Raw genomic sequence first — 14,553 nt, forward strand, 5'->3', positions numbered from 1 at the left:
GATGTCGAACCGGATGAGCCGCATTGGAATGCTTGCATGTTTCGTCAGCGCACTCGTGGTGGTATTTTCGTACGGAAGTAATGTTGCCTCCGGTGCTTCTGATTCCGGTCTCTATCGGTCACAGGCCGTCGTCTCCGGTCAAGGAGAGGCTAACAGGGTCCTCGGTCTCGCACAATGTCTGGAAGATGTTCTGGTCAAGGTTTCCGGCGATCCGCGCCTGATCGGAGACCCAAAGGTTGTCGAGCTAACCGGGCAGGCGGCCGGGTTTGTTGCCAGATTCCGGTATCGGGATCGTATGTCGAGCATTCCCATACACGACGAACAGGGCTCTTACGACAGGCCGCATGATCTTACCGTCGAATTTGACAAGGCAAAAGTCGATGCAGCTTTGCAATCGCTTGGTCGGGAGCCCTGGCTCTCAACCAGGCCGCGTGTCGTGGTGTTCCTCGCGGTGCACGGGAGAAAGGAGAGCTTCGCATTGACCAGCGACAGCGAACATGATCCCGATATGCGTACCGCACTCGCAGCGGCCGCTGAACGGGTTGGTTTACGGATGGCGTTGCCAACACGGACGCAATTCGCACTCAGGGGCAAGAGCAGGGACATACCAGCTGAAGATTTCGATGTCGCACTGACTGGAACCTTGGCCTGGAGTGACAGGGCTCTCGGCTGGATTGCAGACTGGCGATTGCATTCGCCGGGGAGAACATATCATTGGCAAATCCGCGGTGTTGGCTTCGATGACGCCTTTCGCAATGGCATGCGGGGCGCCGTGCAAGTTCTTTCCGGTCATGGTCAGCCGCAATAGATTGCTCGCGGCGATGCTGCCTACTTGTTTGCTGGCTGATTCTTGTTTAGGCGATGGCGCATGAAACTGCTTGCGCTCGATACCGCTGCCAATCTCTGTTCCGTTGCCATTCTCGATGTCGAAACCGGGACTATCCTGGCAGAGATAAGCGAAGATATCGGCAAGGGGCATGCCGAGCGCCTGATGGCGGTGATTGGGCAGGTTACCGAAAGGGCCAATATCGCCATTGGTGAGATTGGCAAGATCGCGGTCAGCGTCGGCCCTGGCTCATTCACTGGCGTCCGCGTAGGAGTATCTACGGCGCGGGGCTTCGCACTTGCCCTGAAATGCCCGGTGGTTGGCATCAGTACACTCGAGGCGCTGGCCTGCGATGCAGCGAAACTGATCCCGGGCAACTCCATTCTTTCGATCATCGATGCCCGGCGCGGTGAGCTTTATGCGCAATTCTTCGGCGAGGATGGGTCAGCGTTGTCGGAGCCTATGGTGACGACCCTACCCCAGATTCTCGAACAATTGACGGAGCGTGGTCCTGACTATGTCCTTGCGGGTTCTGGTGCTCCTCTCGTCAATGAAAATCTGGATCGCCCGCTCGACGCTGCCGTAAAGGCGGCAACCGGCAGCATCGAAGCATTCGCCCGGCTTGGCGCAGTGCGTATTGCCGACCGCGAATCGCCAAAACCACTTTATCTGCGCGGACTCGACGTCAAACCCCAACAGGGCTTTGTCCTGAAGAGGCAGGTCACGGAATGATCGGCTTTCCTTTCGACAATCTGCGGCCACGCAACTTCGTTATCGAACCGCTCATTCGCGATGACGCCGCAAACCTCGCTGGCATCCACAGTCTGACTTTCCGTCAACCGTGGAGCGATGACGATTTTCATGCCCTGCTGGTTGACGATAATGTGTTCGGGTTCATCGCCAGGGAAGAAGGAAATCGCAGGGCCCAACCCGGCGGCTTTGTACTGGCAAGGCTCGTGATGGATGAGGCGGAAATCCTCACAATAGCGGTGACACCGCAAGCGCAGCGCAGGGGCCTTGGCCATGCATTGATGGACGCGACGGCTCCGACACTTGCACAACGCCCGCGCCGGCATGCTCTTTCTGGAGGTGGATGAACTGAACGCCCCGGCTCTGGCACTCTATCGCAGACTGGGATTCAAACAGGTTGGGAAACGGCCTGGCTACTACCAAACGGCCTCAGGGCGCTCGGCCGCTCTGACAATGCGCCGCGATCTGAAACCGGGTCGCTGACATGGTGGCCTGGTTGCGTTTCATGGTGATGGCGACGGCATTTGTCCTTACGATCCTTTTCCTCGTACCCTTGCAGTATGTGTTCTTGAAGACGGGCTGGGGGCCGCGAACCAAAGCGCCGATGCTCTTCCACCGTATCGTGAGTCGGCTACTCGGTTTCCGTATCCATGTGCACGGGGAAATGGCGAAAGATCGCCCGCTTCTGCTCACCGCCAATCACACCTCCTGGACCGACATTGTCATCCTTGGTTCCTTGCGTGAAATGGCTTTCATCGCCAAGGCGGAAGTGGCAACCTGGCCGTTGTTTGGCATGCTCGCCAAATTGCAGCGCACGGTTTTCATCGAACGGGAAAAACGTGGCAAGACGCATCAGCAAGCCAGTGTCATCGCAACCCGCCTTGCTGCCGGCGATGCGATGGTACTTTTCGCTGAAGGCACGACTTCGGACGGCAATCGCGTCCTTCCTTTCAAGACTTCGCTGTTTGGTGCTGCCCAGGTGGCTATCCGCGAAACTGACGTGCAGACAGTGACCGTACAGCCGGTGGCGATCGCATATACCCGGGTTCACGGCATTCCGATGGGGCGCGTTCATCGGCCGATCGTCGCCTGGCCGGGCGATGTGCCACTCGGGCCGAGCCTCATCGGACTTTTGAAGGACGGGGCCGTCGATGTAGACGTCTGGTTTGGCGAGCCCATGGTGATCGATGAAAAAAGTGATCGCAAGGCTTTGGCGCGGACCATGGAAAAACGGGTGCGCGCGATGGTGCTGTCTTCGCTAATGGGCCGCAATCTTGTCAACCCGTCGGCCGAAAGCAACGAAGAGGCTATTCTCAACGGCGACAAAAACCGTTAGAAGCCTGCTCATGGACGATATCAACATTACCACCGAGCCGGATGCAGCCTCCGGAACCCTGACGCTTTCGCCAGCGCTCGCCAATACGCGCAAGGTCTATGTGAAGACCTATGGCTGCCAGATGAATGTCTATGACAGTCAGCGCATGACCGACAGTCTGGCGGCGGAAGGCTATAGCCCGACCGATACGGCCGAGGACGCGGATCTGGTGCTGATCAATACCTGTCACATTCGCGAAAAGGCGTCGGAAAAGCTTTATTCAGCACTGGGTCGTCTGCGCAAGATGAAGGATGCGCGGGCGAAAGAAGGCCGCGAGCTGACTGTTGGTGTCGCTGGCTGCGTCGCACAGGCCGAAGGTGACGAGATCACGCGCCGGGCCCCGGTCGTGGACCTGGTCGTTGGCCCGCAGACCTATCACCGGCTGCCGCAGGCGCTCGCCCGTGTGCGCCAGGGCGAACGTGTCGTCGAGACCGATTATGCGATCGAAGACAAATTTGAACATCTGCCAGCTCCAGCGAAAGAGCAGACCAGAAGCCGTGGCGTAACTGCCTTTTTGACCGTGCAGGAAGGGTGCGACAAGTTCTGCACATTCTGTGTGGTGCCCTACACCCGTGGTTCGGAAGTATCACGGCCCGTCGCCCAAATCCTTAAGGAAGCCGAAAAGCTTGCCGATGCCGGTGTACGCGAACTGACGCTGCTTGGCCAGAACGTCAACGCCTGGCATGGGATGAGCGATGACGGACGCGAGTGGGGCCTGGGCGAACTGCTCTATCGTCTGGCCGAGATTCCCGGTATTGCCCGTTTACGTTACGTGACCAGTCATCCGCGGGACATGGACGACACGCTGATCAACGCCCATCGCGACCTTGCCATACTGATGCCTTATCTGCATCTGCCGGTTCAGTCGGGTTCCGATCGCATCCTCAAGGCGATGAACCGCCGACACACCGGAGCTGACTATCTGCGCCTGATTGAACGCATCCGCGGTGCCCGTTCGGACATCGCGCTGTCAGGAGATTTCATCGTTGGCTTTCCTGGCGAGACGGAGGCCGATTTCGAGGCGACGATGCAAATCGTACGCGACGTTACCTACGCCGCGGCCTATTCGTTCAAATATTCACCGCGGCCCGGCACACCCGGTGCCGATATGGAGAATCATGTCGAAGAATCGGTGAAGGATGAGAGGCTGCAGCGGTTGCAGGCTCTGCTTAGCGAACAGCAATATGCCTTCCAGCGCAGTCTCGTCGGAAAATCAATGGATGTACTGGTCGAAAAGGCCGGAAGGGTGCCTGGGCAGATGGTCGGACGATCTCCTTGGTTACAACCTGTAATTATAGATGTACACGGCGGTCGAGATCGGCGACATTATCAGCCTACGAATCATCGACACCGGGACCAACAGTCTGATTGGTGTTCGGGAGATGAACTCGGCGAGCAATGGGACTATAACGGGCTGAACACTTTTTTAGGAGAGCCGTTTGAACGCCACCGAAAAACTGAAACCCGCTCCGTCCGGAGCCTCGGATCTGGCGCATATCGTACTGACATTTGATAACAACCGGCTGGCGAGTGCGCTGTTCGGCCAGTTTGATGAAAATCTAGCCCGTATCGAGCAGAAACTGGGTGTCGATGTCCGCTCAAAGGGCAACCAGCTTGCTATTCGCGGCGAGCCAGGCGCCACCGAACAGGCGCGCAGGGCACTCGACCAGCTCTACGAACAATTACAGAAGGGCCATGACATCTCCGCGTCCGATGTCGATGGCGCGCTCCGTATGGCGATTGCCGCCGACGACCAGTTGACGCTTCCCACTATGGAAAACAAGAGCAAGATGGCTGCTGCCCAGATATCGACCCGCAAGAAGACGATCTTTGCCCGTACACCGACGCAGGACGCCTATATGCGCGCACTTGATCGCTCGGAACTGGTGTTCGGCGTAGGTCCTGCAGGTACAGGCAAAACCTATCTGGCGGTGGCCCATGCGGCGATGCTTCTTGAACGCGGACTTGTCGACCGCATTATCCTTTCGCGTCCTGCGGTGGAAGCGGGTGAACGGCTGGGGTTCCTTCCGGGGGACATGAAGGAAAAGGTCGATCCCTATCTGCGTCCGCTCTATGACGCACTCTATGACATGATGCCCGCTGACAAGGTCGAGCGCGCGATCGCCGCAGGTGTGATCGAGATCGCGCCGCTAGCCTTCATGCGTGGCCGCACGCTGGCCCATTCGGCGATCATTCTCGATGAAGCGCAAAACACGACTGCCATGCAGATGAAGATGTTTTTGACACGTCTTGGCGAAAACGGCCGAATGATCATTACGGGCGATCCAAGTCAGATCGATTTACCCCCCGGTCAGAAGTCCGGTCTGGTTGAGGCGCTCAGAATCCTTGATGGCGTCAGTGGCATCGTCACGGTCAGGTTCACAGACGTGGACGTGGTTCGTCATCCGCTTGTCGCTGCGATCGTGCGGGCCTATGACAAGGAAGGCGCCAAGGCCTGAGGCCTTGCGATGAGATTTTGATCGATATCGATATACTCGTTGAAAGCGCTGGCTGGCCCGAAGAGGCCAAGCTGCACGATTTGTCAGTGCGCGCCATCGCGGCTGCCTGGCAACAACTTGACGGCGGTGAACAGCCGGAGAGCGAACTGAGCCTCGTATTCACCGATGATGCGGCGATCAGGGAACTCAACAATGACTGGCGCGACAAGGACAAGCCGACCAACGTCCTGTCGTTTCCGGCTTTCGCACTAAAGCCAGGTGGAAGACCTGGCCCCATGCTTGGCGACATCGTGATTGCCCGCGAAACGGTAGCGCGAGAAGCTGTTGATGAGGAAAAGCCTTTCGATCATCATCTGACTCATCTTATTATCCATGGATTTCTGCACCTGGTCGGATATGATCATGTGACAGAAGCCGAGGCCGAGGAGATGGAAGGGCTGGAGCGCAAAATTCTGGAGCGTCTTGCAATTCCAGACCCATATGCGCTATCCGTCATCGACGATCAATCCGATTGAGGACCATGTCTGACACGTCGCACCAGAACGAACCTGCCGCGCCCCCAAAGGGCATAATGGGGCAGGACAGTGATGCCGAAGGGCAAAGTATCACCAGAGCGCAAGGCCCCGAAAAGCGCTCGCTTCTTTCCACCCTGTTTCCATTTCTTCGCGCTCGCCCTGGAACGTCCTTGCGAGAGGATCTTGATGCCGCGCTGGCAGAAGATCATCATGGCGATACAGCGTTTTCGCCCGAAGAACGTGCCATGTTGCACAATATCCTGCGTCTGCGCGAATTGCGGGTCGAGGATGTTATGATCCCGCGTGCCGACATCGAAGCGGTCGACATCACCACGACGCTCGGCGACCTTCTGGAGATGTTCGAAAAGTCTGGCCATTCGCGCATGCCGGTGTTTGCGGAGACGCTGGATGATCCGCGCGGGATGGTGCACATCCGCGATGTCGTCAACCACATCACCAAGATTTCGAGGGTCAAGGCGCCGCGCAAGTCGGCCGCCCGCGCACCGAAGGTGCCGGTTGCCGCTAAGTTCAATCTTTCCAATGTGGATCTCACCAAAACGATTTCAGAATTGAGCCTGATGCGGCCGGTTCTGTTCGTGCCGCCGTCGATGCTTGCAAATGATCTGATGGGACGGATGCAGGCGCAGCGCATCCAGATCGCCCTGGTCATCGATGAATATGGCGGGACAGATGGTCTGGTTTCGCTGGAAGATATCGTCGAAATGGTTGTCGGCGATATTGAAGACGAGCATGACGATGATGAGGTAATGATCATAGAAGAGCCGGAAGGTATCTTCATCGCCGACGCCCGTGCCGACCTTGACGAGGTTTCAGAAAAGATCGGTGGCGGATTTGTTATTGGCGAGCACGGTGAAGACGTCGATACAGTCGGCGGGCTGATCTTCTCGATTCTCGGCCGCATCCCCGTACGTGGCGAAATGGTGCAGGCTGTACCGGGTTATGAATTCCATGTGCTGGAAGCAGACCCGCGGCGTATACGCAGGGTTCGGATCGTACCGTTGCGCCATGCGGAGCGCCGTCCGCGTACGGTGCGGCAAGGCGCGGCCGACGAGCCGGCGGAAACGGACGAATGATTGGCGCAAGTCTCACCGTTTAAGACTGAGGGAAAATCAGAGAGGGTGGGACACCGCATGGTCCAGCGTCTGGCCGGAAAGGTCATTCTCCTGTCCGGTTGGAAACGGGTTGCTTTGGCGTTCCTCATGGGTGCCATGGCGAGTTTCGCGCTTCCTCCATATGATTTCTTTGCAGTCTGTTTTGTGTCGTTTCCGGTGCTCGTATGGCTGATTGACGGCGCCGTCGACAATGCCAGCTCCGGTCCAGTCCGCCGACTGGTGCCTGCTGCGATGATCGGCTGGTGGTTTGGCTTCGGCTACTTCGTCTTTGGCCTCTGGTGGATCGGTAACGCATTGCTCGTGGACGCGGCAAATTTTGCCTGGGCCGTACCCTTCGCTGTCCTTGGCCTGCCTGCGTTTCTCGCGATCTTCTATGCCTTTGCTGCCGCGCTCGCCCGGCTGTTCTGGAGCGATGGCCTTGGGCGGATTCTGGCTCTCGCCTTTGGTTTTGGCATCGCCGAATGGTTGCGGTCCTTTATCCTTACCGGCTTTCCATGGAATGCCATCGGATACGCTGCCATGCCGGTGCCATTGCTGATGCAGTCGTCCGTCATTGTCGGACTGCTTGGGATGAATGCGCTTGCGGTAATCGTCTTCGCGATGCCCGCACTTCTTGCCAGCCGCCGTGATCTCAAATCAGGTCTCGCCGTTGCGCTTGTGCTGGTCTGTGCTCACGCCGGATTTGGTGCCTATCGACTGCATTTCGCCCATAGTGATGCCAAGGGACCGCAAATTCGTATCGTCCAGCCGTCGATCGCCCAGGACGCAAAATGGGATGCCAATGCCCGGCGCGGCATTTTCGATCAGCACCTTGCCCTGACCGGAGAAGCGCCCAAGGACGGCAAGCCCAAACCGCAAGTGATCGTCTGGCCGGAAACATCGGTCCCGTATCTCCTGACGAAAGCACCGGAAGCGTTGAAAAGCATTGCCGACGTGCTGACAGATGATCAGGTCTTGCTTGCCGGTGCCGTCCGCATGGAAGAACCAGGCGGCAACGAAGACCCGCTATATTATAACTCGATCTATGCCATCGATGGCAGCGGTGAGATTACCGGCGCCGCAGACAAGGTACATCTCGTCCCCTTTGGGGAATACGTCCCGCTAGAGAATGTTCTGCGCAGGTTTGGTGTAAGCGAAGTTGTTGAAATGCCGGGTGGATTTACCGCAGGGCCAACACGGCGCTCCCTCACGGTAATGGAAAATTTCAACATCCTGCCCTTGATTTGCTACGAGGCAATATTTCCGGCCGAGATGGCCTACCATGGCCCATCTGCCGATGCGATCATCAATGTCACCAATGATGCTTGGTATGGCAATACGCCCGGCCCTTACCAGCATTTCCGGCAAGCGCAGTTGCGTGCGGTTGAGCAAGGGTTGCCCCTTGTTCGAGCTGCCAACAATGGCCTTTCCGGCATCGTCGATCCATATGGTCGAATCATCGACGCCCTTGCGTTGAACGCTGTCGGTGTCGTGGACGCCACGCTTCCAGCGAAGGTTCAGCTACCTCTAAGTGAAGATATTATCCCGCTACAATTCTGGATTGTAATTTGCATGGTGTTGATTGCAATGCTGGCGTATTTTTTACGCCACAGGACAAGGGTTGGTTGACATTTCAGGCATAGGCCTGTCGAATGACGACATATTTGGCCCGTTGATATATTGGTGATAAAATTCATTTTCAGCCCCATTTCATACGAATGAGATTTTCATGTCCGATAATAAAAAGAGACCTAATCCAGTAGACGTACACGTTGGAGCGCGAATTCGCTTGCGACGCAACATGATAGGAATGAGCCAGGAGAAACTTGGTGAAAGCCTCGGAATAACGTTCCAGCAAATCCAGAAATACGAAAAGGGCATGAATCGCGTCGGTGCGAGCCGATTGCAAGCCATTGGCAATATTCTCAATGTTCCGGTCACGTTTTTCTTTGATGACATGCCGGGTCAATCGGACAAGCCCAAGGGATTCGATGAAGAAAGCGAGACTACCTATGTGGTGGGCTTTCTCAATAGCTCGGAAGGCATTCAGCTTGCCCGGGCCTTCGCGAAAATCACGGATGCGAAAGTCCGGCGGAAGATACTTGATCTGGTTCGGACATTGGGTGACGAGGAAGAGTGATCAGCTAAAAATTCGGTACGGCCGTTGAACGCATTCTTACCCGTTGCGCAAAAATATTCTCAATGTACCGTTTGTTTGAAAATGAAACCAATTGACTGAACCCCTCTACCTTGGCAAAGACTACGCAGCTCCGCTCAGACTTGGTCAGGCGGGCGTTCGTTTGCTTTCAAGAGGGGTTCCCCGTGACACGCAGTTCTTATCTTTTTACCAGTGAGTCCGTATCGGAAGGTCATCCAGACAAAGTCTGCGATCGCATTTCCGATGAAATCGTCGACATGATTTACAAAGAGGCAAAGAAGACGGGCGTTGATCCGTGGACTGTGCGCATTGCTTGCGAAACGCTGGCAACCACCAACCGGGTCGTAATTGCCGGGGAGGTACGTGTACCTGATACGCTTCTGAAGAAAGACAAAAGCGGTGCCGTCCTGAAAGACGCAAAGGGCCATCCGGTCATTAATCCATCACGATTCCGCGCCGCAGCTCGCCGCGCCATTCGCGATATCGGCTATGAACAGGACGGCTTTAACTGGAAGACTGCGAAGATCGAGGTCCTCTTGCATCCGCAATCCGCGGATATCGCCCAAGGCGTCGACAACGCTGCCGACCGTCAGGGCGAAGAAGGTGCCGGCGATCAGGGCATCATGTTCGGTTATGCCTGCCGTGAAACACCGGATCTCATGCCGGCTCCGATCTATTATTCCCACAAGATTCTCGAACTTCTGGCTGCTGCCCGCCACAAGGGTGAGGGCGACGCCGGTAAGCTTGGACCGGACGCAAAGAGCCAGGTCACGGTTCGCTACGTCGATGGCGTTGCAGCTGAAACGACCCAGATCGTTCTGTCGACGCAGCATCTCGATGCGAGCTGGGATTCCAAGAAGGTTCGCAAGGTCGTCGAGCCTTACATTCGTGAAGCCCTGGGCGACCTGAAGATTGCCGATGATTGCGTCTGGTACATCAACCCGACCGGCAAGTTCGTCATTGGCGGTCCGGATGGCGATGCCGGCCTGACCGGCCGCAAGATTATCGTCGACACCTATGGTGGTGCTGCTCCCCATGGTGGCGGTGCATTCTCCGGCAAGGACACGACCAAAGTTGACCGTTCGGCCGCTTACGCTGCACGCTATCTGGCAAAGAACGTCGTTGCTGCCGGCTTTGCCGACCGCTGCACGATCCAGCTTTCCTATGCGATCGGTGTCGCCCAGCCGCTGTCGGTCTATGTTGATCTGCACGGAACGGGTAACGTGCAGGAGGATGCGGTTGAAGCGGCCCTGCGCAAGGTCATGGACCTTTCGCCTTCAGGCATCCGCAAGCATCTCGACCTCAACAAGCCGATCTATGCCAAGACGTCCGCCTACGGCCATTTTGGCCGCAAGCCCGGCCGCGACGGCTCCTTCTCCTGGGAGAAGACTGATCTGGCGAAGCAGCTGAAGTCTGCTCTGGCCGCGTAAGCAGCCATTGCGAATAAACCGATGAGTGAACCAAGGCGCGAGCGTTCGACGGAAGCATTCTTCGGGAGAAGAAGTGGTAAAGCGCTGCGTCCCATGCAGCGCTCTATCCGCGATGAATTGCTGCCGCTGCTCAAACTCGATCTGAACACACCGGCACCTGCCGACCTTCGCAGTCTGTTTACTGCGGAGGTCGAGACGGTTCGGATGGAAATCGGCTTCGGCGGTGGTGAGCATCTGTTGCACGAAGCATCGCGCTGCCCCAAATCCGGATTTATCGGCGTCGAGCCGTTCGTCAACAGCATGGCGAAACTGGTTGTCGATCTGCATGAAAATCCGCTGCAGAATATCCGTCTCTACGACGATGATGCAACACAGGTACTTGATTGGCTGCCGGCCGCATCGCTGGACGGCATCGATCTATTCTACCCTGACCCCTGGCCAAAGAAGAAACACTGGAAGCGCCGCTTCGTAAGCCAGAAAAATCTCGACCGCTTTGCCCGTGTCCTGAAATCAGGAAGCCGTTTCCGTTTTGCCTCGGATATCGATACGTATGTGAACTGGACGCTGCAGCACTGCCGTGCCCACGAGGAATTCGATTGGCAAGCCGAGACTTCGGCTGACTGGCACACGCCCTACGAAGCGTGGCCCGGCACGCGCTACGAACAGAAGGCCCATCGTGAAGGCAGGATCGGCGCCTATCTGACGTTCCTGCGGCGCTAGGACATTCTCGGCTCCCCTTCAATTTGTTTTGCATTTCGCGTGACAGCTTCCTGACAGTTTTCTAGTATCATTTTACGGATGAGGAGACTGCTGGGAGGCTGTCCATACATTCATATCGTGAAGTCTCGGTTTGGTATGCATTTGCCAAACCAGCTTTGACTTTCGGCATCTTCCCGCTTCTTCACAGACCTATCAAAAACCGATGGCCGATGGCCATCATGGGAGGACTTCCAGAATGCGTAAGATGTTGCTTGCTTTTGTTGCCGCCGGAGCGATGGTTCTGTCCGGCCAGGCTTTTGCCGCCGACTACAAAATCATGGCTCCCGCAGCGCCAGGCGGCGGTTGGGACCAGACCGCACGCACGATCCAGACCGCAATGCAGGACGAAAAAATCTCCGGCAGCGTTCAGGTGGTCAATGTACCGGGTGCCGGTGGTACGATTGGCCTGGCACAGTTTGCCAACTCAGCCAAGGGTGATCCATCCCAGCTGATCGTTGGCGGCTATGTCATGGTCGGCGCTATCTTGACCAATGCCTCGCCGGTAACACTCGACCAGGTTACGCCGATTGCGCGTCTGACCGGTGAGTTTGAAGCCCTGGTCGTTCCGGCTGCATCGCCGATCAAATCCATGGCCGATCTCGTCGAGAAGCTGAAGGCCGATCCCGGTGCTGTTTCCTGGGGCGGCGGGTCCGCGGGCGGCACTGACCACATCACTGCTGGTCTGATCGCAAAGGCCGCCGGCGTCGACCCGACGAAGGTCAACTATATTGCCTTCTCCGGTGGCGGCGAAGCATTGGCTGCCATTCTCGGCGGCCAGGTTACAGTCGGCATTTCCGGTTACGGAGAATTCGAATCGCAGATCAAGTCGGGGGCCCTGCGCATCATCGGCATCTCGAGCGATGCCAAGGTCGAAGGCATCGATGCGCCCACATTCAAGGAAGCTGGCGTTGACGTTTCCATCCAGAACTGGCGCATGGTCGCAGCAGCTCCGGGCATTTCTGCGGAACAGGAAGCAGCAATCGGCGCCGACGTGGAAAAGCTGGTGAAGTCAAAGAGCTGGCAGGATCAGCTCAAGGCCAAGGGCTGGGCTGATACCTATCTCGCCGGCGATGCCTTCAAGGCACAGCTGGCAAAGGATACCGAAGCAACATCGGCAATCCTGAAAGATATTGGCCTGGTAAAATGACGCAAGAGTCACCGACATCCGAAACGCGCCGCCCTGACCGGGCGGCGCTGGTAATTGCCGCCATTATTGCGATACTTGCGGCGGTGATCGTCTACAGTACGGCGACAGCACATGGTGGAAGCGCCACCAGAATCGGCCCGTCGGCCTTCCCCTATGCCATTGCTGGTTGCCTCTTCGTTCTCTCGATCTGGACGGCCTTCGAAGCGATGCGTGGCGATTTTCCCGCGCGGGAAAAACAGGAAATTCAGCCTGTTATCTGGGTAATCGGTGGTTTGGCAGCCCAGATGCTGCTGCTGCATATCACGGGCTTTTCCATCGCGACCGGACTGCTGTTTGCCGCGACCGCACGCGGTTTTGGCAAGGGTCCGCTGTGGATGACAATTCCCATCGGCATAATTCTGTCATTCATCGTCTGGGTCATTTTCGCCAAGGGGCTGCAATTGTCGCTCCCTGCCGGGCCACTTGAACGTCTCATTTAAGGGAAGGCTCTAGATCCCGCTATGGATAGTTTTACCTTATTGGCACATGGCTTTGCCGTTGCAATGCAGCCGCTCAATCTGCTGTATGCGTTGATTGGCGTAACGTTGGGCACCGCAGTCGGGGTTCTTCCGGGCATTGGACCTGCCCTTACCGTCGCGCTGCTGCTTCCGGTTACCTACAAGCTCGATCCTGGGGGATCGCTTATCATGTTCGCGGGCATCTACTATGGCGGCATGTACGGCGGTTCGACCACGTCGATTTTGCTGAATACACCTGGCGAGAGCTCGTCGATCGTCACCGCCCTTGAAGGGAACAAGATGGCGCGGGCCGGGCGAGGCGGTCCTGCACTGGCAACGGCGGCTATCGGTTCGTTCGTTGCCGGGCTGATCGCAACGATGGCGCTGGCGTTGATCGCTCCGACGATCGTCAAATTCGCCCTGTCGTTTGGACCCGCAGAATACTTCGCTCTGATGATCCTGGCGTTTATGACAGTTTCGGCGGCGTTCGGCGATTCCACATTGCGCGGGTTGACGGCGCTGTTCCTCGGGCTTGCCCTTGGTCTGGTCGGCATTGATCTTCAAACCGGACAGGCTCGCCTTGCTTTCGGTATCCCGGATCTGCTCGACGGTGTGGAAGTCACAACGCTGGCAGTGGCCCTTTTTGCCATCGGCGAGACTCTGAGCGTCGCTGCGTCCCATCGGTACGGCGAGGAAAAGATTGAGCCCGTCAAGGGTTCGGTCTGGATGAGCAGGGAGGACTGGTCGCGTTCCTGGAAGCCTTGGCTGCGCGGAACCTTCATCGGCTTCCCGATTGGCGCAATGCCTGCGGGCGGCGCCGAGATCGGCACGTTCCTGTCCTATTCAGTGGAAAAGCAGTTGGCGAAGAAGCCCGAAGAGTTTGGCCATGGCGCCATTGAAGGCGTCGCTGGCCCTGAAGCCGCCAACAATGCGTCGGCTGCCGGAACGCTGGTTCCATTGCTGACGCTCGGTCTGCCGACGAGCGCGACCGCTGCGATCATGCTCGCTGGATTCCAGCAATTTGGCCTTCAACCCGGACCATTGCTGTTTGCCAATAATCCGCAGATCGTCTGGGGGCTGATTGCCAGCTTGCTCGTCGCCAATTTCATGCTGCTGGTTCTGAACCTGCCGCTCGTGGGACTTTGGGTACGGTTGCTGTCGATCCCGCGGCATTGGCTCTATGCGGGGATTCTGGTCTTCGCCACGCTCGGTACCATTGGCGCCAATCCTTCGACATTCGAGCTTGGCATGCTGCTGGCCTTTGGTGTGCTTGGATATATTTTGCGCCGCTTCGGTTATCCGATCGCGCCGGTCGTTGTCGGATTGATTTTGGGCCCGATGGCAGAACAACAGTTGCGGCGTGCACTGGCGATCAGTCAGGGCGACGCCACCGTGCTTGTAGGATCGCCGATCGCGGTGATTCTGCTCGTGCTCGCCGTTTGTGCTGTCGTCGTACCGCTTATCATGCGCGCGCGCGGCAAGGGCAAGGTGCTCTCGGCGCTGGCCGCGAGCGAAGACTGATCAG

13 protein-coding genes and 2 pseudogenes are annotated in these 14,553 nt (G+C 57.2%); all 15 read left to right on the plus strand.

Going from position 1 to position 14,553, the window contains the following annotated elements; genetic code table 11:
* Window position 1 precedes the first annotated feature (1 nt).
* The 15 genes and pseudogenes from N8E89_RS09625 (at window position 2) to N8E89_RS09695 (ending at window position 14,549) form a co-directional block, all read left to right on the plus strand.
* On the plus strand, window positions 2-808 hold the full coding sequence (locus N8E89_RS09625; RefSeq protein ID WP_262259772.1) for a DUF2066 domain-containing protein: 807 nt from the start codon (window positions 2-4) through the stop codon (window positions 806-808).
* A gap of 60 nt (window positions 809-868) precedes the next feature.
* Window positions 869-1,558: a tRNA (adenosine(37)-N6)-threonylcarbamoyltransferase complex dimerization subunit type 1 TsaB gene (gene tsaB / locus N8E89_RS09630; RefSeq protein WP_113174110.1), complete on the plus strand. Its 690-nt coding sequence runs from the start codon at window positions 869-871 to the stop codon at window positions 1,556-1,558.
* Window positions 1,555-2,059, plus strand: a pseudogene (locus N8E89_RS09635) (GNAT family N-acetyltransferase). The gene tsaB and the pseudogene N8E89_RS09635 overlap by 4 nt, the downstream one beginning before the upstream one ends.
* 1 nt (window position 2,060) lies before the next feature.
* Window positions 2,061-2,912, plus strand: a complete 852-nt coding sequence (locus tag N8E89_RS09640; RefSeq protein ID WP_262259774.1) for a lyso-ornithine lipid O-acyltransferase — start codon at window positions 2,061-2,063, stop codon at window positions 2,910-2,912.
* Window positions 2,913-2,922: 10 nt separating this feature from the next.
* Window positions 2,923-4,369: pseudogene (gene miaB, locus N8E89_RS09645) on the plus strand (tRNA (N6-isopentenyl adenosine(37)-C2)-methylthiotransferase MiaB).
* A gap of 21 nt (window positions 4,370-4,390) precedes the next feature.
* On the plus strand, window positions 4,391-5,410 hold the full coding sequence (locus N8E89_RS09650; protein WP_245449057.1) for a PhoH family protein: 1,020 nt from the start codon (window positions 4,391-4,393) through the stop codon (window positions 5,408-5,410).
* Between the two features lie 17 nt (window positions 5,411-5,427).
* Complete coding sequence (gene ybeY / locus N8E89_RS09655) at window positions 5,428-5,925, plus strand: rRNA maturation RNase YbeY (RefSeq protein ID WP_106667473.1); 498 nt, start codon at window positions 5,428-5,430, stop codon at window positions 5,923-5,925.
* 5 nt (window positions 5,926-5,930) lie between these two features.
* Window positions 5,931-7,019: a hemolysin family protein gene (locus N8E89_RS09660; protein WP_262259777.1), complete on the plus strand. Its 1,089-nt coding sequence runs from the start codon at window positions 5,931-5,933 to the stop codon at window positions 7,017-7,019.
* Between the two features lie 57 nt (window positions 7,020-7,076).
* On the plus strand, window positions 7,077-8,666 hold the full coding sequence (gene lnt / locus N8E89_RS09665; protein WP_315975643.1) for an apolipoprotein N-acyltransferase: 1,590 nt from the start codon (window positions 7,077-7,079) through the stop codon (window positions 8,664-8,666).
* 100 nt (window positions 8,667-8,766) lie between these two features.
* Window positions 8,767-9,177 carry a helix-turn-helix domain-containing protein gene (locus N8E89_RS09670; RefSeq protein WP_106667476.1) on the plus strand — a complete coding sequence of 137 codons (411 nt, stop codon included), beginning with the start codon at window positions 8,767-8,769 and terminating at the stop codon, window positions 9,175-9,177.
* 182 nt (window positions 9,178-9,359) lie between these two features.
* The gene (gene metK / locus N8E89_RS09675) at window positions 9,360-10,625 is read left to right on the plus strand and encodes a methionine adenosyltransferase (protein ID WP_106667477.1); all 1,266 of its coding nucleotides are present in this window, start codon (window positions 9,360-9,362) and stop codon (window positions 10,623-10,625) included.
* A 21-nt stretch (window positions 10,626-10,646) separates the two neighbouring features.
* The gene (locus N8E89_RS09680; protein ID WP_113174115.1) at window positions 10,647-11,345 is read left to right on the plus strand and encodes a tRNA (guanine(46)-N(7))-methyltransferase TrmB; all 699 of its coding nucleotides are present in this window, start codon (window positions 10,647-10,649) and stop codon (window positions 11,343-11,345) included.
* 235 nt (window positions 11,346-11,580) lie between these two features.
* Complete coding sequence (locus N8E89_RS09685) at window positions 11,581-12,531, plus strand: Bug family tripartite tricarboxylate transporter substrate binding protein (protein ID WP_106667479.1); 951 nt, start codon at window positions 11,581-11,583, stop codon at window positions 12,529-12,531.
* Window positions 12,528-13,010, plus strand: a complete 483-nt coding sequence (locus N8E89_RS09690; RefSeq protein WP_262259781.1) for a tripartite tricarboxylate transporter TctB family protein — start codon at window positions 12,528-12,530, stop codon at window positions 13,008-13,010. The genes N8E89_RS09685 and N8E89_RS09690 overlap by 4 nt, the downstream gene beginning before the upstream one ends.
* 21 nt (window positions 13,011-13,031) lie before the next feature.
* Complete coding sequence (locus N8E89_RS09695; protein WP_106667481.1) at window positions 13,032-14,549, plus strand: tripartite tricarboxylate transporter permease; 1,518 nt, start codon at window positions 13,032-13,034, stop codon at window positions 14,547-14,549.
* Window positions 14,550-14,553: the final 4 nt, after the last annotated feature.

The organism is Phyllobacterium sp. A18/5-2, from assembly GCF_025452215.1.
Classification (GTDB): domain Bacteria; phylum Pseudomonadota; class Alphaproteobacteria; order Rhizobiales; family Rhizobiaceae; genus Phyllobacterium; species Phyllobacterium sophorae.

Excerpts from the sequence above, each read along its gene's own strand:
- N8E89_RS09660 (WP_262259777.1), top strand. The coding sequence starts at position 5,931 with ATGTCTGACACGTCGCACCAGAACGAACCTGCCGCGCCCCCAAAGGGC.
- N8E89_RS09640 (WP_262259774.1), top strand. The coding sequence starts at position 2,061 with ATGGTGGCCTGGTTGCGTTTCATGGTGATGGCGACGGCATTTGTCCTT.
- tsaB (WP_113174110.1), top strand. The coding sequence starts at position 869 with ATGAAACTGCTTGCGCTCGATACCGCTGCCAATCTCTGTTCCGTTGCC.
- N8E89_RS09680 (WP_113174115.1), top strand. The coding sequence starts at position 10,647 with ATGAGTGAACCAAGGCGCGAGCGTTCGACGGAAGCATTCTTCGGGAGA.
- N8E89_RS09670 (WP_106667476.1), top strand. The coding sequence starts at position 8,767 with ATGTCCGATAATAAAAAGAGACCTAATCCAGTAGACGTACACGTTGGA.
- N8E89_RS09685 (WP_106667479.1), top strand. The coding sequence starts at position 11,581 with ATGCGTAAGATGTTGCTTGCTTTTGTTGCCGCCGGAGCGATGGTTCTG.
- N8E89_RS09625 (WP_262259772.1), top strand. The coding sequence starts at position 2 with ATGTCGAACCGGATGAGCCGCATTGGAATGCTTGCATGTTTCGTCAGC.
- lnt (WP_315975643.1), top strand. The coding sequence starts at position 7,077 with ATGGTCCAGCGTCTGGCCGGAAAGGTCATTCTCCTGTCCGGTTGGAAA.
- N8E89_RS09695 (WP_106667481.1), top strand. The coding sequence starts at position 13,032 with ATGGATAGTTTTACCTTATTGGCACATGGCTTTGCCGTTGCAATGCAG.
- N8E89_RS09690 (WP_262259781.1), top strand. The coding sequence starts at position 12,528 with ATGACGCAAGAGTCACCGACATCCGAAACGCGCCGCCCTGACCGGGCG.